Here is a 20799-nt window from a genome sequence, read left to right on the forward strand (position 1 = left end):
ATTATTCAACAGATGACTTTAAAAAGTCATCTGTTGAATTTTTTATTACCTATTATAATAGATGAGACCTTTATTTAATGGGAAAATAGCAACTTCAAAAAAGTTTGAAAAAATTTTAATTTAGGTATTTATTTTTTTGTTAACTTCTGATACAATGAATACATCAGATGAATTCACTGCAAAACGTCACATCATTTCTAAAATTAGAGATGATTTTATATTTACGCACTAATGTAAGCGAGTGCATAAAAGTCATCTAACAAAAATCATCTGCAGACTTTAGAACTGATTTATTTTATGAAAGGAGAGCATATGGCTTTAACAAATGAAAGTCCATTCGTAGTATGTATCGATTCAGATGGCTGTGCGATGGACACAATGGATATTAAGCACATTCGATTCTTTGGCCCGCTAGCAGCGAAGTATTTCGAGATAAAAGATCAAGAAGTCTATTTAGAAGAATGGAATCGTGTTAACTTATTCTCTGAAACGAGAGGGATTAATCGCTTTAAAGGGTTACTACTTAGTCTCGAGTTTGCTAAAGAACACGGTGAAGCAATTGAAGACTTCTCAGTGTTTGCTAACTGGTGTAATCATACAACATCTCTTTCGAATCAATCATTAGAAGAGGAGATTGCTAAGCATAACGATGCTTTACTAGTAAAAGCACTCGATTGGAGTAAGGCTGTGAATCACGGCATTGAAACAGAACTTGTTGGCGAAGATAAACCTTTTGAAGGCGTGAAAAGTGCTTTAGAAGAAATTAGTAAAGTAGCACAAATTGCGATTGTTTCTTCTGCGAATAGCGAAGCAGTTAATAGTGAATGGAAACGTCATGGGTTAATGCCATTTGTTTCAGAATTCTTCGGACAGGAACGAGGAAGTAAAGCAGCAGCGATTAAAGAAATCAAGTCTCTTGGATTTGAAAAAGAAAAAATTTTAATGGTCGGAGATGCTCCTGGTGATCTAGACGCTGCAAAAGTTAATGAAGTACATTTCTATCCAATTTTATTTGGAAAAGAAAAAGAGTCGTGGGAAACGTTAGTCACAAAAATTCTTCCAGAATTTATTGACGGACATTACGACGATAAAGAGTATCAAGCAATTTATCATAAACATTTATCACAATTTAAAAATTAAAAAATAAGGAGTTAATATCATGGAAAATACAGGGATTCATAGAGCGAAAACGTGGCAAATGGCGTTGTTTGCTTTGAATAATACATCAACAAACTTATGGCTAGTTCTTTTGAACTTCGTTGCCTACTATTTAACAGGTTACGTTGGGGTAGCGGTAGTAATGGCTACTTCTGTAATGACATTTATGCGTATTTGGGATGCGATTACTGACCCAATCGTTGGTTATATTGTAGATAAAACTGATGGAAAATTTGGTAAAAACCGTCCGTTTATGGCAGCTGGTAATATCGTGTTACTAATTACTACTTTCTTAATGTTCTTTACAACTCACCATTTACCAGAACAATATAGATTCATTTATTTCTTAGTGATTTATTTAATTTACATTATCGGTTATACCTTACAAACAGTAGTAACAAAATCAGCTCAAAGCTGTTTAACAAACGATCCTAAACAACGTCCAACATTTGGTATCTACGATGGTATCTATAACGCTACATTATTCGCATTAGTACCAGGGTTTGTTGCTCAACACTTAGTGCCAAAATATGGTGGCTTTACTGCTGAATTATTCCAAGAGTTATGGTTGTATATCGCTCCTGTAACATTTATCTTCACTTGGTTAGCAATCTTCGCGCTTAAAGATAAAGACCGTACAGAGTTCTTCGGTACTGGTGAACCTGTTAAAGTTACTTTCAGAGACTACTGGGATGTATTAAAAAATAACCGAGCTATCCAAATGCTAGTAGTATCTGCATCAACAGATAAATTAGCAGCTTTGGTTACTACTAATGCTACAGTATCGGTTATTATCTTTGGTATTATTTGTGGAAACTATAAATTACTTAATACATTTAACCAATATACATTAATTCCTAAGATTTTAATTATGATTCTTGGAGTTAAATTTATTGCACAAAAACTTGGACAAAGAAAAGCATTATTATTAGGTTCATGGGCTGGTATTATTCTTTATGGATTACTATTTGGGTTATTCTACGTAGCAGATCCTTCAACGTTCTCACTACCTGGAGCTGAAGGGTTCACAGGATTATCATTCTTCACAATTGCGTTCTTAACATTATTTATCTTAGCTCAAGGTGCGAATGGTTTAGCAGGGACAATGGTAATTCCTATGACAGCTGACTGTGCGGATTACGAAGTATATCGTTCAGGTCGTTACGTTCCTGGTTTGATGGGAACTTTATTCAGTGCAGTTGATAAAATTGTTTCTTCATTCGGTTCTGCATTTGTAGGTATCCTATGTGCGTCTATCGGTTTTACTGAACAATTACCTCAAGTCGATACACCATTAACACCAGAATTGAAATTTATCGGTTTAGTGATGTTCTGTGGATTCGTTATATTTGGATACATCTGTAACATTATCGCAATGAAATTCTACCCATTAAACAAAGAGAAAATGGAAGAAATTCAAAGTGAAATCGCTCGTATCAAAGCTGAAACATTAGCAAAACAAAAAGCATAATTCATTAACGCTCCGTAAGCTAAAGAGTTTACGGAGCTTCATTATAGGAGGAAGTAAAATGGCAAGATTAGTAGATTTATCCAAAAAACCTTACAACTTGAACCCAAACCAAATTGAGTGGGTTGAGTCAACCATTAAAGGCATGTCGGATGAAGAAAAAGTGGGACAGTTATTTACAAACTTGTTCTTTTTCGGAGGGGATGCTTTTAGCGGAAACAATTTAAGCAATAAAGAGATTCTAGAAAAATATCATATCGGCGGTGTTCGTTATATGAACGGTAGCCCTGAAGATGTTCAAGGGTTGATTAATGATCTTCAATCTCAAACAAAAATCCCATTATTAGTGGCAGCTAACTGCGATTCTGGTGGTGACGGTGCCGTTAAAGGTGGTACTTATATTTCTTCAGGTGCTCAATCTGAAGCAAGTCGTGATCCTTGGGTTCCTTATCATGCAGGACTAGTATCTGCTCGTGAAGAGACTGCTCTTGGGGTAAACGTAAACTTTGACCCATGTGTGGACATTTTACAAAACTGGAGAAATACAATCGTTAATACACGTGCGTACGGAACTACTGCAGAAGATGTTATTAAATATACAAACGCGTATGTAGAAGGTCTAAAATCCGAACGTGAAGTAGTTTGCTGTGTGAAACACTTCCCTGGAGATGGAACTGAAGAACGTGACCAACACTTAATTTTAGGTGTGAATGAATTATCAGTAGAAGAGTGGGATAATTCATTTGGTAAAGTGTATCGCAACCATATTGAAAATGGTGTTGAAATGATTATGGCAGGACATATCGCATTGCCTGAATATCAAAAAGCACTTCGTCCAGGTCTTGAAGATAAAGATGTTATGCCAGCAACACTTGCTGAAGAATTAATTCAAGATTTACTAAAAGAAAAACTAGATTTCAACGGAATGGTGATTACAGATGCCAGCCACATGTTAGGAATGACAAGTGCTATGCGTCGTGAGGATTATGTTCCAGGAGCAATTGCTGCAGGATGTGACATGTTCTTATTCTTCAACAATATGGAAGAAGACTTTAACTTCATGTTAAAAGGATATCACAATGGAGTCATTACTGAAGAACGTATGACAGATGCTCTTCGTCGTATTTTAGGATTGAAAGCAAAATTAAATCTTCCTGAAAAACAAGCAAACGGAACATTGTTAAAAGCTAAGAAAGAGTTAGAAGTTATTGGTTGTGCTGAACACTTAGAATGGCAAAAAGAAGCGGCTGACCGCGGAATCACTCTTGTTAAAGATACGCAACAAAACTTACCGATTAATCCAGTGGATCATAAACGCGTACGCTTGTATTACTTAGAGGGTGAAAAAGGTGGAATCATGGCTAATGATGATTCAGTTTTAAACCGCTTCGTAGATGAATTAACTAGTCGTGGATATGAAGTAACGGTTAATGATGGAAATAGTCGTATCAAAGGGCGTACACTAGAGTATAGAGATACAGTTGATTTAGCATTAGTAGTTGCGAATGTGATTGGATATGGTGCGCAAAATAACTACCGCATCCAATGGAAAACAGCAATGTCGAATGAGGTTCCTTGGTATGTACATGAAGCACCGACAGTATTTGTGTCTACAAACTTTACAACTCATTTACATGATGCAACAATGGTTAAAACATTTGTGAATGCTTACCATGGTAATGAGAATACAGTGAAAACTGTAATCGATAAACTTGAAGGGAAATCTGAATTTAAGGGAAATCCTAATGAGTTAGTGTGGACAGAGAAATGGCAAGCTAAACTATAGAAAGAGGGATGGTTCATGTTATATCCAGTTTTAAATACTAAGAGAAAACGTTATTCGTTAGATGGGATTTGGAACTTTAAACAAGGTGAATACGCTCCAGGAGTGGATGCGCGCCTTTCTGCTGAAGAGCTAATGGTGGTACCAAGTTCATTCAACGATGTAGCAGTTGACTCTGAGAAAAGATACTTTATTGGAGATAGTTGGTATGAACGTACATTTGCGGTGCCTTCTTTCGATCCAGATGAAGAATTAGTACTTCGTTTTGGTTCAGTAACACATCAAGCAAAGGTTTATGTGAATGGGCAATTGATAGGAGAGCATGTCGGTGGATTTACACCTTTTGAAGTTCGTATTCCTGAAGAATTGACAAACAGGAATGAGTTATTAATTAGCGTTTGCGCAAACAACATTTTAGACCATACGACTTTACCGGTCGGAAATTATTCAGAAGAAGTGTTGCCAGACGGTAGCGTGAAGAAAAAAGTAGTCGAGAACTTTGACTTCTTTAATTACGCGGGTATTCAACGTCCTGTTCAATTATTAGTCCTTCCAAAAGCGCGTATCGAAGATATTGTAGTGACTTACGATGTTCATGATAATGATGCGACTGTGAAGGTAGCGGTAGAACATACTGCTACTGGTGGAACCGCAAAAGTAACCCTTTTAGACGAAAATGGTGAAGTTGTGGCTAAAGGCGAAGCAGGTTCTGAACTAGAAATTGCCAATGTTCGTCGCTGGGAAGTACTAGATGCGTATCTTTATACAGCAAAAGTCGAATTATTTGCTGGAGAAGAGTTAGTGGATGAATACGAAGAACTCTTTGGGGCTCGTACGATTCGTGTTGAGAATGGTCAATTCTTGGTAAACGATAAACCAGTATATTTCAAAGGTTTCGGTAAACATGAAGATAGTTACGTAAATGGACGTGGTTTCAATGAAGCCCTAAACTTAATGGACTTAAATTTAATGAAGAGCATTGGAGCAAACTCATTCAGAACGTCCCATTATCCATACTCAGAAGAGATGATGCGCTTATCTGACCGAATGGGATTCTTGGTCATTGATGAAGTACCGGCAGTAGGTTTATTTGCAAACTTCACAGCAGCTTTAGATTTAGTGGGTGGAGGTAAAAACTCACTTAAAACATGGGAATTCTATGAAACAATGGAAAATCATAAATTAGTACTTAGAGAATTAGTAGCTAGAGATAAAAACCATGCATGTGTAGTTTTATGGAGTGTTGCAAATGAACCTGATGGAGCAGGAGAAGGTGCTGATAAGTACTTTGAACCATTAGTGAAATATGTGAAAGAGTTGGACCCACAAAAACGACCAACAACCGTAGTGAACATTATGATGGCTACTCCAGAGCGTGACTTAATTTCGCCATATATCGATGTACTTTGCTTAAATCGTTACTTTGGGTGGTATGTGAACCATGGTGACATTGAAGGAGCTCGAGTGGGGCTTCGTAATGAGTTGCTAAAATGGCAAGAAAAGTATCCAGATAAACCAATCATTATGACAGAATATGGTGCGGATACACTACCTGGATATCATTCAAACTGGGATGTTCCTTATACGGAAGAGTATCAAGAACGATTCCATCAAATGAATCATGAAGTGTTTGATGAACTCGAAAACTTTGTGGGTGAACATGTTTGGAACTTTGCGGACTTTGAGACGAATAGTTATACACTAATTCGTATCCAAGGGAACCACAAAGGATTATTCACAAGGGATAGAAATCCAAAATCGATCGTTAAATTATTTAGAAACCGTTGGAACTCTATTCCAAACTATCATTACAAAAAATAGTAAGTACTTTTCGAATGCTATTCTAATGGTTTGAGCTATAGGGTAAGAACTGTTAGAATAGGTTCGAAAAAGTGTCGAATGGGGAATAGAGATGAGAGAAAAAACTGTTTCTTTAGTGGAACAAACCGCAAATCGAATTGTCGAATATTTTGAAAAGAATGATTTAAATGTTGGAGATAAGTTGCCAAATGAGTATACATTGGCTCAAGACTTAGAAGTGGGACGTAGTACGTTACGTGAAGCAGTGAAAATGCTAGTTTCAAAAAATATTTTGGAAGTTCGCCAGGGGTCAGGAACTTATATCACTAGTCTAACAGAGACTATTAAAGATCCTTTAGGTTTTGGTGAGATTGATAATCATATGAAACTAACTCAAGACTTGTTCGAGGTTCGTTTCTTAATCGAGCCACAAATGGCGAGTCTTGCTGCGCAACATATTACGGATGAAGAAGTAGCTGTTTTAGAAAGACTTGAAAAGGCTTTGGAAAAAGAAATTCATTCAGAAGGAGATATCCATTTTAGATTGGATATTCAATTTCATAGTGCGATTGCGGAAGCTAGTCGAAATGTGGCGATGCAACAACTTATTCCAATCATTATTCAATCGATTAAATTATATAATGATTTCTTCACGAGTGAGCAGAGCAAAGCGAACACTATTCGGGCTCATAGAGAGATTGTAAGAGCGATAAAGAAACGCGATGCAGTCGCAGCTAGAGATGCAATGTTACTACACTTGGCGGATAATCGTCGTACGTTATCTTATAACTAAATCATCTGACGAAATCGACGCTTAAAAACAGAATATTGTCATTGACACTAAAAGTCATCTGATGTATCATAGAGATAACAGATGACTTTTATTTTTTTACTAAAAGGAGAAAAAGCTTATGACAAGTGTATTAGAACAATTAAAACAAAACTATATTTTTGCAGTTATACGCGGGAAATCATCAGATGACGCAATTGAAATTTCAAAACACTCAGTGTTGGGTGGCATTAAAAATATTGAAGTGACTTATACAACACCAGATGCTTCAAAAGCTATTTCAGAATTAAAAGCATTCTATGCGAATGAGACAGAAGTAGTGATTGGTGCTGGGACGATTATGACGGTGGAATTAGCAAAAGAAGCTATTGCTGCTGGAGCAGAGTTTTTAGTAAGTCCTCATTATGATGCGCATATTCAAAAAGTCGCTCATGACGCTCATATCGATTACTTCCCAGGATGTGCAACAACGACTGAAATCGTTCAAGCAATGAATGGCGGAGCAAAAATCATTAAACTATTCCCTGGGGGAGTGTTAGGACCTTCATTTATTAAAGATATTCATGGTCCGATCCCACATGTGAATTTAATGCCTTCAGGTGGAGTTTCTCTTGCAAACATTAAAGAGTGGAAAGAAAAAGGTGCCGTTGCTGTCGGTGTCGGTAGTGCTCTTGGTGCAAAAGTTGCAACAGAAGGTTATGAAAGTGTCACACGCATTGCTAAAGAATTCGTCACCGCTTTGGAGGATTAATCATGACTTTTAATCGTAAAAATTTTTTACTACAAAGTAAAGTGGCAGAAGACTTATACCGATTGGTTGAAAAACTTCCAATCGAAGACTTCCACTGTCACTTATCTCCTCAAGAAATTTTTGAGGATAAGCCATTTGAGAATGCTGTACAAGTATGGCTCGGTGGAGATCACTATAAATGGCGTTTGATGCGTGCAAATGGCGTGAGTGAACGTTTGATTACAGGGGATGCAACTCCTGAAGAAAAATTTGAAGCTTGGGCAAAAACGTTGGCTAAAGCTTTTGGAAATCCTTTATATCACTGGAGCCATTTGGAACTAAAACAAGTTTTTGGCATTGATGACTATGTCACTCCAGATAATTGGAAAATGATTTATGACCGTATGAATCAAACAATTGTAGAGGAGCAATTGAGTCCTAGAAAATTGATTAAACGTTCAAATGTAGAATTTATTGGAACAACTGACCATCCGCTTGATTCTCTCGAATGGCATCAAAAGATTGCAGAAGATGTCTCTTTTGATACAGTTGTCGCACCAACATTCCGTCCGGATGAAGCCTTTGTGTCACATCCAAAATTCGCTAGCTTTGTGACTAGATTACAAGAAGTAACTGGTGCAGAAGTTCGTTCGTTTGATAGCTTTGTGGAAGCTTTAGAACAACGTATCGAATTCTTTGTGGCAAACGGATGTAAAGCAAGTGATATTAGTTTTGGAGAAATCTTGTATAAGAGAGCTTCAACAGAAGAGTTAGATGCAGTATTAGCAAAAGTGATTCGTGGAGAAGTACCTACTCTTGAAGAAATTCAACAATGGCAAACAGAAGTGTTTATTGCCTTATGTGGGTTATACAAGAAACACCACCTAGTAACACAAGTTCACTTTGGGGCAGTCCGAGATACAAACCGTAAGTATTTTGAAAAAATTGGGGTAGATTCAGGCTTTGACTCAACAGGAGATCAAACGCATCTAGCACTGGCTTTAAACCAATTATTAAATGCATTAGAAGAATCGAATCGTCTTCCAAAATGTATTTTTTATAACTTAAATCCATCGTACAACGATATTTTGGCCAATACACTAGCCAACTTCCAAGCAAACGAAGAAGGAATTAGAGGTCGTTTACAATTTGGTGCAGCTTGGTGGTTCTCTGATACTGAAAAAGGAATGAGAGAACAAATGCTAGTCTTAGCAAATCAAAGCTTATTATGGAATTTTGTGGGAATGCTGACTGATTCAAGAAGCTTCTTATCGTATCAGAGACATGATTACTTCCGTCGTATCTTAGTCTCACTTGTTACTGAATGGATTGAAAGTGGTCGAATCCCTTATGACGAAAAATTAATTATAGAATTCTTAGAAGCAATTTGCTATAAAAATGCTAAAGAATTTTTTGAATTGAATTAAAGGAGGAATAAAAATGGAAATGACATTCCGTTGGTATGGACATGATGATCAGGTAACTCTAGAGAATATTAGACAAATCCCTGGTATGAAAGGAATTGTAACAGCAATTTATGATGTGCCAGTTGGGGAAGTGTGGAGTCGTGAACGTATTCGTCAATTAAAACAAGACGTTGAAGCTTCAGGATTAAAATTATCTGTAATTGAAAGTGTTCCAGTTCATGAGGATATCAAACTTGGGAAACCAACAAGAGATCATTTAATTGATAACTATATTCAAACTATTAAAAACTTAGGAGCTGAAGGTGTTAACATTGTATGTTATAACTTCATGCCAGTATTTGACTGGACACGAACTGACTTAGCGTATGATCTTCCAGATGGTTCTAATGCATTAATCTTCGATGAAGAAGTGGCTAAGAAAATGGACCCTGTAAAAGGGGAATTATCACTGCCAGGTTGGGATTCAAGTTATACAAAAGATGAAATGAAAGCTATCATGGATGAGTATTCTAAAGTAGACGAAGAAAAACTTTGGGAACATTTAGAGTACTTCATTAAACGTGTCATTCCAGCCGCTGAAGAAGCTGGTGTGAAAATGGCAATCCATCCTGATGACCCACCTTATAGCATCTTTGGATTACCTCGTATCATTACTTGCAAAGAAAATCTTGTAAGATTTGTAGAATTATATGATAGCCCAAATAATGGAGTAACCGTTTGTGTAGGGTCATATGCTTCTGATCCAAACAACGATGCTGTTGAAATGTTAAAAGAAATGTTAAAACGTAATCGTGTAAACTTTATGCATGCTCGTAACATTCGTTTAACAGGAAAAGGTAAATCATTTGAAGAATCAGCACACCCAACAGAATACGGTTCAATTGATATGTATGAAGTGGTGAAAGCTCTTCACGATGCAAATTGGGAAGGACCAATTCGTCCAGACCATGGCCGTATGATTTGGGGAGAAACAGGTCGTCCAGGATATGGATTATTTGACCGTGCTCTAGGAGCTACTTACCTTCACGGTTTAGCTGAAGCCGTAGCCAAAAATGCAAAACAATAGGAGAAAAACGATGACACAATTTTTTGATTTTACAAATAAAGTCGTAGTAATAACAGGTGCTGGTGGAGTAATTTGCGGTGAACTCGCAAAGAGCTTTGGTAAACAAGGAGCGAAGGTAGCTTTACTAGACTTAAACGAAGAAGCTGCACAAAAATTTGCAGATGAAATTATTGCTGAGGGCGGTATCGCTAAAGCTTATAAAACGAACGTACTTGAAAAAGAATCATTAGAAGCTGTTCGCGAAGCCGTGAATAATGATCTTGGTACAGTTGATGTTTTAGTAAACGGTGCTGGAGGAAATAACCCTCGTGCGACTACAGATAATGAATTTCATGAAGTAGGATTAAGTGCGGAGACTAAAACATTCTTTGACTTAGATAAATCAGGAATTGAATTTGTATTCAACTTAAACTATTTAGGTACATTATTACCAACGCAAGTCTTTGCACAAGATATGGTTGGAAAAGAAGGAGCGAACATCATCAATATTTCTAGTATGAATGCTTTTACTCCTTTAACAAAAATTCCAGCATACTCAGGGGCAAAAGCAGCAATTAGTAACTTTACTCAATGGTTAGCAGTTCACTTCTCTAAAGTGGGAATTCGTTGCAACGCAATTGCACCAGGATTCTTAGTAACAGCTCAAAATGAACGATTATTATTTGATGAACAGGGAAATCCAACTCCACGTGCGGATAAGATTTTACGCAATACACCAATGGGACGATTTGGTGAATCAGATGAATTAGTAGGGGGAGTATTCTTCCTTGCAGATTCAACTCTTTCAAGCTTTGTGAATGGCGTAGTTTTACCAATTGATGGTGGTTTCGCAGCGTATTCTGGAGTATAATTAAAGAACATAAGAAGAATCGAAGTGAAAGCTTCGATTCTTTATCTATCATTGAGAAATGGAAAAGTGATGCAACAATGAAAGTAATAACTCTAGGTGAAATTTTATTAAGATTATCGACTGCAGAAGATGTGCGGTTAAAGAGTACAAAAGAGTTCAGAGTCTGCTATGGTGGAGCTGAAGCGAATGTAGGTATCTCTTTATCGCATTTTGGCCATGATGTTTCTGTAGCTACAGTTCTTCCACAAGATAACCCATTAAACGATGCTGTAAGTTCGAGACTACGAATGAACGGTATCAATACGGATTTAGTAGCAACTGAATATGGAAGATTAGGAACTTATTTTTTAGAACAAGGAAACTCAATACGTGCATCTCGCGTTACATACGATCGCTTATATTCTAGTATTTCAGTGTTAGACAAGCTATGCTGGGATTTAGACGAAATATTTATAGAAGCTGACTTGCTTCATATTTCAGGAATTCTACCAGCTCTTTCTAAGAAGTGGCAGTCGTGGACAGTCGAAATCGTCCGTAAAGCGAAGGAATATGGATGCTATGTGAGCTTTGATATGAACTATCGTAGTAAGTTGTGGAGTTATGAGGAAGCTTATCCTTGTTTCCAACAAATCTTGCCTTATGTAGATATCCTTTCTGCGGGTAGACTAGATGCGATTTATTTTTTGAAAGTAGTATCAGAGGGCGAAGATGTTTTGCTGGAAGAAATTTACAAGCGAGTTCAAGCAAAATATCCAAATATTAAAGTGTTGTATTCAACCAAACGAAATGTCATTTCAACGAACCATAACGAATTGCAGGGGTTCTTTGTAGGTGAAGATGGAGTGTTCGTCGAATCTAAACTCTATGATATTAATCCAATTATTGACCGAGTAGGTGGAGGAGATGCCTTCGCTGCAGGAATTCTAAACGGAGTTTTAAAAGGTTGGGACAGCCAACAAATTGTCGATTTTGGGACAGCAAGTTCGGTTTTAAAACATACTGTTTTTGGAGACTGGAATCCATTCAATGAAGATGAAGTCTTTGAATTTATGAATCAAAAATCAGGACAGATTGTCCGTTAAATTTATTTAACAACTATTAGACGTCAGTGTTATATCACTGACGTCTTTTCATTTGGGCTTATCAAGCGCGAGGAAAACTGTTAAAATAGTAGAGAATAAGTAGTAGAAAGGAAATCACCATGGTTAAAAATTCTGTATGGATCCAACAAGAAATTTGTGGAGTAAAATTATATGTTTATCGTTCTAATGTCAAAAACGCTACGACCATTTATTTTTTAGACGGAGATCAATTCAAAGAACCTTTTAATCATTGGATTATTAAACATCAACCTGCACTCAATTTTGTACTTTTAAATGCAAATAATCGAACAGATGATTATACACCGTGGCCTCTCCAGGCGTCTGAAACCATGCCGATGGATTTCGGGGGGAAAGCGGAAGAACATCTTTCTTTTATCACGACTCATGTGATTCCATTTTGTGAGAGTGAATATGGTTTTGCTTCAAGCGCAGAAAAGAGAGTTATCGGTGGTTATTCGCTAGGTGGATTATTCAGCTTGTATGCTGCGGTGAAAACTGATTTATTTGGAACTGTCCTCAGTTGTTCTTCTTCGCTGTGGTATCCGGGGTTTCTGGACTATTTAAAAGAACATCCCTTTAAAGCTGTTCATCCAAAATTGTACATGAGTGTGGGTGATCAAGAAGGAACTACTGCGACGAATTTAACAGCAGACCAAACTCTAAATACGCTAGCATTAAAAGACTGGGTTGAGCCGAGATTTCAAGCAAGTGATTTCCAGTTTACGTTGGAAGAAGGAAATCATGGAACTAATATTCCGGGACGTGCCTGGCGTGCTGTTGAATGGGTAGAAGAGAATAGTAAATAAGTAAAAAATCCACTGGTTTATCAGTGGATTTTTTTACTAACGATGCCAAAGGGATTCGAACCCCCGACCTAGCGTTTAGGAAACGCTTGCTCTATCCTGCTGAGCTATGACATCTTGTTAACTTAATTGAACCACACAAACCCCTTATCTGTCCATACACAGTTACTAATTCTTTACTTAAATGAGAATTGACAATCTTCTTTTTACAGCAATCGTAAATAATAAAACTAGATTATTTTTTAACATTAGAAGGTTTAGAGAACATCGATTCTATGAAAAAAGATGGAGTCCCTTGGGATTCTATGGTAGGAGTAAGAGCGGTGTGGTAACTGATGCGAAGATGAGACTCTAGGAATTTATTCCGTAGAGACTCATTGAGGCTCAGTAGGTGAGAGACTGCGGCTCGAACCGGTACAGCTCTTATCCCTACCATGAAGATATCCCAAAGGGACGGAATCCAAAAACAAACCAACGGTAAGCATAAAAAAACCACCAAAGAAAATCTTTGGCAGTTTCAGGTTCATTTATTTAGTTTGCTGACTGACGGCGTGAAGATTGCCAATGAGAATACAGACGGAAAATCGAATCGACCGTAAAAATCGCAAGTGCAATCATCCCGGCGGTAATCATTGTTTGACCGAAGAAGAATTTTCCTTTTTCAACATCTCCTACAAAGAAGGCGTATACGGTACGATACATGCCTGCACCAGGAACGAGTGGGAAAAATCCAGGAATAAAGAATACCGTTACGGGAGCTTTAAAATAGCGTGCTGCTAAGTGCGATAAAAACGCAATTGTAAGGCCGCTATAGTAAGTAGCTAGTTGTAATCCAGAACTATCCAAGAAGAAGAGATATACAAACCAACCAATGCCTCCAATAATCGAAATATGAATGAGGAGTCGTTTTGGTGCTTCAAAGACAATACAACTGAAGTAGACGGCAATGAGAGCACTAATCACTTGATAAATCATAAGGGGTTTGCACCTCCTGCTAACACGAGTCCCAAAGCAACAGCAATAGCGACGGAAAGAGCCGTCACAAACGCTTCAATTGCCCGAGCTGCTCCTGAGTTGTAGTCTCCGCGTAATGTATCGCGAATGGCATTTGTAATGGCGGTTCCAGGAACGGCCGGCATGATTAATCCTACAATGGAGATGCCGATTCGAGCGTCCGGAACGAAATGTTTCTGAATCAAAATGATAATGACAATCGCTGGAATAATCGATATGAGGTTCAACACGAATGTTCCTAATTTTAATTTCGGATCTAACTTATAAATAAATGGCATGATAACCGCTGCAACTGATGCAATGACGAGTTCAATTGGCGTTGCTCCAAATAGAGCAGCGTAGAACCCACACATCAGAATAAGGCCTAAGTCTTTTAACCATTGTGGATATTCTGATTCTTTTAAATCCTGTAATCGTTGATAAGCTGTATCGAGGTCAATTTCTTTTGTCACTAATTGACGAGAGATTGCGTTGACCTTATAAATTCGGTTCAAGTTCGTGTCTCGATTTGGAACACGACGAATTTCTGTAATAGAATCGATGCAGTCATCATCGAGCGTTGCAAAGATTCCAGTCGCCATTGCGAAGGCTTCGCAAGTTTCAAAGTTTGAAGTGGAGAGAATATAGTTCATGGTTTCTTCCACGCGATACGATTCCGCATTGCATTCGAGCATGATTTGACCAGCAAGAATAGCGGTATCCATTAATTTTTTTGCATATGATCGCACAAAGCCTTCCTCCTTACTAAAATACTCTCTAAGTATAGCATACTAGCGGTGTTTTGCTAAGTAGAAATTTTTATAAAATGAAACTGTACTATTTTTAAATTGTAATCAGATTAGTACAGTTGTTTTTTTGATGATTGTTTTAACATTGTACTGTTTTTTTAAAAGTATTTAGTGTATTATTAAGATAACAAATTTTTGGAGGGATATCCGTGGAATTATTTGAAGAATTATCACTTAAAGTGAAAGGGAAAGACGTTAAAATCGTATTTCCAGAAGGAGATGAACCAAGAATTATTGGTGCAGCGGTTCGTTTATTAGCAGATGGACTTTGCAAACCAATCTTACTTGGGAATGTAGACCAAATTAACGAAGTGGCAAACGCTCGTGGATTTAACATTTCTCATTTAGAAATTATCGATCCTGAAACTTATGCAGACGATAAATATGCAGAAATGGTAGCAAGCTTTGTAGAACGTCGTAAAGGTAAAGTATCTGAAGAAGACGCTCAAAAATTATTACGTGACGTAACTTATTTCGGAACAATGATGGTATATATGGGCTTAGCAGACGGATTAGTATCTGGTGCGGTTCACTCAACAGGGGACACTGTACGTCCAGCATTACAAATTATCAAAACAAAACCAGGTGTCTCTCGTACAAGTGGTGCGTTCATCATGATCAACAGCGACAAATCTAAGAAATACTTATTCTCAGACTGCGCAATCAACATCAACCCTAACGCACAAGAATTAGCTGAAATCGCAGTAGAATCTGCTAAAACAGCTGAATTATTTGGTATCGAACCAAACGTTGCAATGTTAAGTTTCTCAACAAAAGGTTCTGCTAAATCTGAAGAAGCATTAAAAGTAGCGGAAGCAACTAAAATCGCACAAGAATTAGCTCCAAACTACAACATCGACGGTGAATTACAATTCGATGCTGCCTTCGTACCAAGCGTTGGTAAACAAAAAGCTCCAGAGTCACCAGTAGCTGGACAAGCAACAGTATTTGTTTTCCCAGAAATCCAATCAGGAAACATCGGATACAAAATTGCACAACGTTTCGGTAACTTCGAAGCAATCGGACCAATCTTACAAGGACTAAACAAACCAATCTCTGACTTATCACGTGGATGTAACGAAGAAGATGTTTACAAATTAGCAATCATTACAGCTAATCAGGCTTTAATGGAAAACTAAGGTGCGACAAAGTGCGCTCAAAAGCGATGACGGTTCGAACTTTGCCGTAAACGACTAGAATAGTCGTGCGGACAAAGTGAGAAAGGCTTGAGCTTTTGCACTTTGGAGTCCGATTTCAAGAGAAAGACTGAAGACAAAAAATGACTCGCAGTGCGAGTCATTTTTGCTTCGTAGTCTTTCCCCCACAGAGCTTATTAGATGTTCTCGAATCACGAGTGATGAAGAGAACGTCAATAAGCTACTGTGCGATGTGAGACTTCGCGATTTCTGCGATGGCGAACTCAACTACACAAAAACGACTCACAGTGTGAGTCGTTTTTTACTTTATATAGAGCACAAAAAAGCAGGCATCGCTGCCTGCATATTTTTACAAATTATTCAGATTCTGGTAATAAGAACCATAATAGTACGTATAAGAAACCACCAGCACCAGCTAATAAGAATGAAAGAGCCCATCCAAGACGAACCATTGCTACGTCTAGTCCAAAGTAATCAGCTACACCAGCACATACTCCAGCAATTTTCTTTTCGTTTACTTTACGTGTTAAACGTTTTTCTGACATAAGAACACTCCTTATCGATGTTTATATATCGACTGTAGCATATGTTACATATAAAAAATAGTATAAATTAAGAAATTCACAAAAAGAGACTGATTTATTCTTATTTTGAAGTAGAACCGACTGCGACTTCATAATAGATTCATATTTAACAGTTCAATTGAACTTGCTCATTTCAATTTGACTCAAAATTTTTTATCATTATAACGTATACATTATAATGATATTTTTCGTTTTTATTTTAAAACACCATGATATCAACGTTTCTAAGAGTTTTTTTCTTTAAAAAAACAAAAAATTTTATGAGCAAATAAATTGCTTTAACGTTTAAGTGATGATAATCTTATTTCAATTCCAAGAGAAAAGACACAACTTTTTTGGTCAAACCATTTACGAAAAGAGGAAAAGAATATGAAAAATATTTTATTTGTAGTTGGTAGCTTACGTAAAGGTAGCTTCAACCACCAAATGGCAGAAAAAGCAGAACGTATTTTAGAAGGGAAAGCAACTGTCACTTACTTAGATTACTTAAACCTTCCATTAATGAACCAAGACTTAGAAACTCCAGTATTACCTGAAGTACAAGCAGCTCGCGATGCATTTGGTAAAGCTGATGCAGTATGGATCTTCTCACCAGCGTATAACTTTGCAATTCCTGGAACAGTGAAAAACTTATTAGACTGGATGAGCCGTGCATTAGACTTATCAGATACACACGGACCTTCAATTCTACAAGATAAAGTTGTAACGGTATCAGCAATGGCAAACGCAGGACATGAGTCATTATTTGCAGCTTATCATGCATTATTACCATTTATCCGTATGCAAGTTGTGGGTGAATTCACTGGCGCTAAAATTAACCCTGAAGCTTGGGGAACAGGCGTTGTGACTTTAGACGAAGAAGTAGTTGCAGGACTTGAAAAACAAGCGGAAGCATTATTAAACGCCTAATTAAAAACTTAACTTTTAAAAGCAGTCTCTATAGATGGGGGCTGCTTTTTTGAACAATATGCGAACAGACATTTGCCCTAGACCTTCCTGTTATGCTAGAATTGTACTGATATAGACATAAAAAGGAGCATCATTCATGTATGAATATTTAAATGGAGAGTTAGCGCATATCTTACCAACAGCGATTGTTGTCGATGTGCATGGTGTAGGGTATCAAGTGGTTTTTGCAAACCCATACCGTCTACAAGATTCTCTGAAGAAACAAATTAAAGTTTTAGTACAACAAGTCGTTCGTGAGGATTCCATTACCTTATACGGATTTATTTCAAGCGAAGAACGCGAATTATTCCAACGTTTAATTAGCGTTTCTGGTATCGGTCCGAAGAGTGCGATGAGTATTTTAGCAAATGACGATACAAAAGGTTTCGTGAATGCTGTAGAAAGTGGGAATGTCACTTATTTAACAAAATTCCCTGGTGTTGGAAAGAAAACAGCGCAACAAATTATTTTAGATTTGAAAGGAAAGTTTGAAGCTGTCCCAGAAGAAACGACTAAAGCTGTTGTTTCAACAAACCAAGCAACTCTTGAAGAAGCGAAAGAAGCCTTACTTGGTCTTGGGTATTCTGCAAAAGAAATTACAAAGATTTGGAAGTCGCTGGAAGCTGCTGCTCCAAGTACGACGCAAGAGGCATTAAAAGTGGCCTTTAAACTATTGATGAAATAATGGAGGATTATCGTGGAGGAAGAACGTTTTATTGACCAAAACCCGCTTGACGAAGGGGAAGTACAAGACGAATTATCACTGCGTCCACAGACGTTACAACAGTATATCGGTCAACAAAAAGTAAAAGAAGAACTTGCTATCTATATTCAAGCGGCGCGTAGTCGTTCAGAAGCCTTGGATCACGTGTTACTATACGGACCTCCAGGACTTGGAAAGACGACCTTAGCGATGGTGATTGCCAACGAATTAGAAGTCGGCATTAAGACGACAAGTGGCCCTGCGATTGAACGTCCAGGTGACTTAGTGGCTCTTTTAAACGACTTAGAAGCAGGGGATGTCTTATTTATCGATGAGATTCACCGCTTGCCACGTGTCGTGGAAGAGATGCTGTATTCAGCGATGGAAGATTTCTTCGTAGATATCGTGGTGGGTCAAGGACCAACTGCGCATCCGGTACATTTTCCATTGCCACCGTTCACGTTAATTGGAGCGACGACTCGTGCAGGGGCTCTTTCTGCACCGCTTCGTGACCGTTTCGGAATTGTGGAACATATGGAGTATTACGATGAGGCTTCACTTTCTGAGATTGTAAAACGCAGTGCGAATGTTTTTGATAGTGAAATTAAAGATGAGGCCGCTCTTGAGATTGCGCTTCGCTCTCGTGGAACACCACGTATTGCCAATCGTCTCTTGAAACGTGTACGAGATTTTTCTCAAGTATACGAAGAAGGCATGATTTCAAAAGAAATTACGCAGCAAGCATTGAAGGTCTTACGTGTGGACGCTAAAGGATTGGATCATATCGACCGTAAATTATTGACGGCGATGATAGATTTATACGATGGTGGACCAGTTGGACTAGGTGCCATTGCGGCAAACATTTCAGAAGATGCCGAGACCATCGAAGATATGTATGAACCGTATTTATTACAAATTGGATTTTTAAAACGGACATCACGAGGTCGTGTGGTGACGCCAGAAGGATATGCTCACTTAGGGCGATTATATCCTTTATCGTAAGAAAGGAACTAGAAATGAACTATACAACAAAAGATTTTGACTTCGATTTACCCGAAGAATTAATCGCGCAAACTCCATTGAAAGACCGTACGTCTTCACGTTTATTAGTGGTGAATAAAACTACACATACCATTGAAGATAAACATTTTTCTGATTTACTAGATGAATTAGAAGAAGGAGATACACTTGTTGTGAATAACACGCGTGTACTTCCAGCACGTCTTTATGGAACAAAAGAAGAAACAGGCGCTCATATTGAGGTCTTACTATTAACGACTACGGAAGGCGACAAGTGGGAAACACTTGTGAAACCTGCCAAACGGATGAAAGTGGGTAGTGTTGTTTCTTTTGGAGATGGTAGACTCAAGGCGACAGTTGTCGAAGAATTAGACCAAGGTGGACGTATCATCGAGTTTTCATACGAGGGAGTATTCCTAGAAGTGTTGGAATCTCTTGGTGAAATGCCATTGCCACCATATATCAAAGAACGTTTAGAAGATAAAGAACGTTATCAAACCGTTTATGCGAAAGAAAATGGATCTGCAGCAGCACCTACAGCTGGCTTGCACTTTACGGAAGAATTAATGCAAAAAATCCGTGAGAAGGGTGTAAATATTGTTCCAGTCACATTGCACGTTGGCCTTGGAACCTTTAGACCTGTTTCTGTGGATTCACTAGAAGACCATAAGATGCATTCAGAATATTACAATGTATCAAAAGAAACTGCAGAGATGATTGAAGCGACTAAGAAAGCTGGCAAACGTGTTATTGCCGTTGGTACGACTTCGATTCGTACACTAGAAACAGTTGCTAGAGATAACGACGGGCATGTGGTGCCAGCGAGTGGTTGGACGGATATTTTTATCTCTCCTGGGTATGAGTTCCGTGTGGTGGACGCGTTTGTGACGAATTTCCACTTGCCAAAATCAACGCTTGTTATGCTTGTCAGTGCTTATCTTGGACGTGAATTCACACTAGAAGCGTATCAGCACGCCATCGAAGAACGTTACCGCTTCTTTAGTTTTGGCGATGCAATGTTTGTGCATAAATAAAGAGAAATTGACCGTAGGTCAAATATTGAAGCATGGGGATGTCTTCATGGTAGTGGTAATAGTTGTACCGGTGGGAGCCAAGGTCTCCCACCTACCGAGCCTCAAAGAACCTCTAGAAAATAAATTTTCAAGAGGTTCTAATTCGCATCGGTTACTAGTCACTATTACTCCTACCATAGAATCCCCATGGTTCTTCGTTTGACCTCGGTCTCTTGTACTTTTATACGAAACATTGCCAAAAGAAGGGTAACAATCTTCATGAGTGCTTACTAGTGTAAATTTACAGGCGATGGAATTGTAACGTGCGAAAGCTGGTCTAACTACGAACCATAGGGATATCTTCATGGTAGATATAATAGCTGTACCGGATTGAGCCTTTTGTCTCAATCCTACCGAGCTTCAAACTGACTCTTGGAAATGAATTTCCAGAGTCAGTAATTCACATCGATTACTAATTGCTATTACTTTTACCATAGAATCCCTATGGTTCTTCGTTTGCCGCGGTCTTTTGTGCTATTTATACAGAACATCGCTAAAAGAAGAGGAATGTTTTTAGTGAGTGCTTATAAAATA

At 38.0% G+C, this 20799-nt stretch carries 19 protein-coding genes and 1 tRNA gene; 16 read left to right on the forward strand and 4 right to left on the reverse strand.

What is annotated here, in order from left to right; genetic code table 11:
• Positions 1-312 precede the first annotated feature (312 nt).
• From O3798_RS07055 to O3798_RS07105, 11 genes are all read left to right on the forward strand, one after another.
• Positions 313-1140 carry an HAD family hydrolase gene (locus O3798_RS07055; protein WP_371464076.1) on the forward strand — a complete coding sequence of 276 codons (828 nt, stop codon included), beginning with the start codon at positions 313-315 and terminating at the stop codon, positions 1138-1140.
• A 19-nt stretch (positions 1141-1159) separates the two neighbouring features.
• Positions 1160-2629, forward strand: coding sequence for an MFS transporter (locus O3798_RS07060; protein WP_371464077.1), 1470 nt, complete (start codon positions 1160-1162; stop codon positions 2627-2629).
• A 58-nt stretch (positions 2630-2687) separates the two neighbouring features.
• Positions 2688-4412 carry a glycoside hydrolase family 3 protein gene (locus O3798_RS07065; RefSeq protein ID WP_371464078.1) on the forward strand — a complete coding sequence of 575 codons (1725 nt, stop codon included), beginning with the start codon at positions 2688-2690 and terminating at the stop codon, positions 4410-4412.
• Positions 4413-4427: 15 nt separating this feature from the next.
• A complete protein-coding gene (gene uidA / locus O3798_RS07070; RefSeq protein WP_371464079.1) occupies positions 4428-6230 on the forward strand; it encodes a beta-glucuronidase in 1803 nt (600 codons plus the stop codon).
• A gap of 91 nt (positions 6231-6321) precedes the next feature.
• Positions 6322-7002, forward strand: coding sequence for a FadR/GntR family transcriptional regulator (locus tag O3798_RS07075; protein ID WP_371464080.1), 681 nt, complete (start codon positions 6322-6324; stop codon positions 7000-7002).
• A gap of 118 nt (positions 7003-7120) precedes the next feature.
• The gene (locus tag O3798_RS07080; protein WP_371464081.1) at positions 7121-7750 is read left to right on the forward strand and encodes a bifunctional 4-hydroxy-2-oxoglutarate aldolase/2-dehydro-3-deoxy-phosphogluconate aldolase; all 630 of its coding nucleotides are present in this window, start codon (positions 7121-7123) and stop codon (positions 7748-7750) included.
• Between the two features lie 2 nt (positions 7751-7752).
• Positions 7753-9156, forward strand: a complete 1404-nt coding sequence (gene uxaC, locus O3798_RS07085; protein WP_371464082.1) for a glucuronate isomerase — start codon at positions 7753-7755, stop codon at positions 9154-9156.
• A 13-nt stretch (positions 9157-9169) separates the two neighbouring features.
• Positions 9170-10222: a mannonate dehydratase gene (gene uxuA / locus O3798_RS07090; protein WP_048782693.1), complete on the forward strand. Its 1053-nt coding sequence runs from the start codon at positions 9170-9172 to the stop codon at positions 10220-10222.
• Positions 10223-10232: 10 nt separating this feature from the next.
• Entirely contained in the window at positions 10233-11072 is an 840-nt protein-coding gene (locus O3798_RS07095; RefSeq protein WP_371464083.1) for an SDR family oxidoreductase, read from the forward strand.
• A 77-nt stretch (positions 11073-11149) separates the two neighbouring features.
• Positions 11150-12154: a PfkB family carbohydrate kinase gene (locus tag O3798_RS07100; protein WP_371464084.1), complete on the forward strand. Its 1005-nt coding sequence runs from the start codon at positions 11150-11152 to the stop codon at positions 12152-12154.
• Between the two features lie 119 nt (positions 12155-12273).
• The gene (locus O3798_RS07105; RefSeq protein ID WP_371464085.1) at positions 12274-12981 is read left to right on the forward strand and encodes an alpha/beta hydrolase; all 708 of its coding nucleotides are present in this window, start codon (positions 12274-12276) and stop codon (positions 12979-12981) included.
• A 40-nt stretch (positions 12982-13021) separates the two neighbouring features.
• On the opposite strand, the gene O3798_RS07110 is transcribed toward O3798_RS07105, so the two are convergent.
• From O3798_RS07110 to O3798_RS07120, 3 genes are all read right to left on the reverse strand, one after another.
• Positions 13022-13095: transfer RNA gene (locus O3798_RS07110), tRNA-Arg, on the reverse strand.
• 414 nt (positions 13096-13509) lie between these two features.
• Entirely contained in the window at positions 13510-13953 is a 444-nt protein-coding gene (locus O3798_RS07115; RefSeq protein ID WP_005605748.1) for a threonine/serine exporter family protein, read from the reverse strand.
• Positions 13950-14720, reverse strand: a complete 771-nt coding sequence (locus O3798_RS07120; protein ID WP_371464086.1) for a threonine/serine exporter ThrE family protein — start codon at positions 14718-14720, stop codon at positions 13950-13952. Before O3798_RS07120 ends, O3798_RS07115 begins: the two co-directional genes overlap by 4 nt.
• Before the next feature lie 209 nt (positions 14721-14929).
• Between O3798_RS07120 and pta the strand changes: the two genes are divergently transcribed.
• Positions 14930-15919: a phosphate acetyltransferase gene (gene pta, locus O3798_RS07125; protein ID WP_371464087.1), complete on the forward strand. Its 990-nt coding sequence runs from the start codon at positions 14930-14932 to the stop codon at positions 15917-15919.
• Positions 15920-16293: 374 nt separating this feature from the next.
• On the opposite strand, the gene O3798_RS07130 is transcribed toward pta, so the two are convergent.
• Entirely contained in the window at positions 16294-16482 is a 189-nt protein-coding gene (locus tag O3798_RS07130) for a PspC domain-containing protein (protein ID WP_371464088.1), read from the reverse strand.
• Positions 16483-16890: 408 nt separating this feature from the next.
• Here O3798_RS07130 and O3798_RS07135 point away from each other — a divergent pair, with 408 nt between their 5' ends.
• The 4 genes from O3798_RS07135 to queA all read left to right on the forward strand — a co-directional run bounded on the left by O3798_RS07135 (position 16891) and on the right by queA (position 20226).
• Positions 16891-17430: an NADPH-dependent FMN reductase gene (locus O3798_RS07135; protein WP_371464089.1), complete on the forward strand. Its 540-nt coding sequence runs from the start codon at positions 16891-16893 to the stop codon at positions 17428-17430.
• A gap of 136 nt (positions 17431-17566) precedes the next feature.
• Positions 17567-18154, forward strand: coding sequence for a Holliday junction branch migration protein RuvA (gene ruvA / locus O3798_RS07140; RefSeq protein ID WP_371464090.1), 588 nt, complete (start codon positions 17567-17569; stop codon positions 18152-18154).
• Positions 18155-18166: 12 nt separating this feature from the next.
• Positions 18167-19174 carry a Holliday junction branch migration DNA helicase RuvB gene (gene ruvB / locus O3798_RS07145; protein ID WP_371464091.1) on the forward strand — a complete coding sequence of 336 codons (1008 nt, stop codon included), beginning with the start codon at positions 18167-18169 and terminating at the stop codon, positions 19172-19174.
• 14 nt (positions 19175-19188) lie between these two features.
• Positions 19189-20226 (forward strand): tRNA preQ1(34) S-adenosylmethionine ribosyltransferase-isomerase QueA, encoded by a 1038-nt coding sequence (gene queA / locus O3798_RS07150; RefSeq protein WP_371464092.1) that lies wholly within the window; start codon positions 19189-19191, stop codon positions 20224-20226.
• The last annotated feature ends 573 nt before the right edge of the window (positions 20227-20799 follow it).

Origin of the sequence: Granulicatella sp. 20925_1_45, assembly GCF_041433555.1 — a bacterium.
Taxonomy (GTDB): domain Bacteria; phylum Bacillota; class Bacilli; order Lactobacillales; family Aerococcaceae; genus Granulicatella.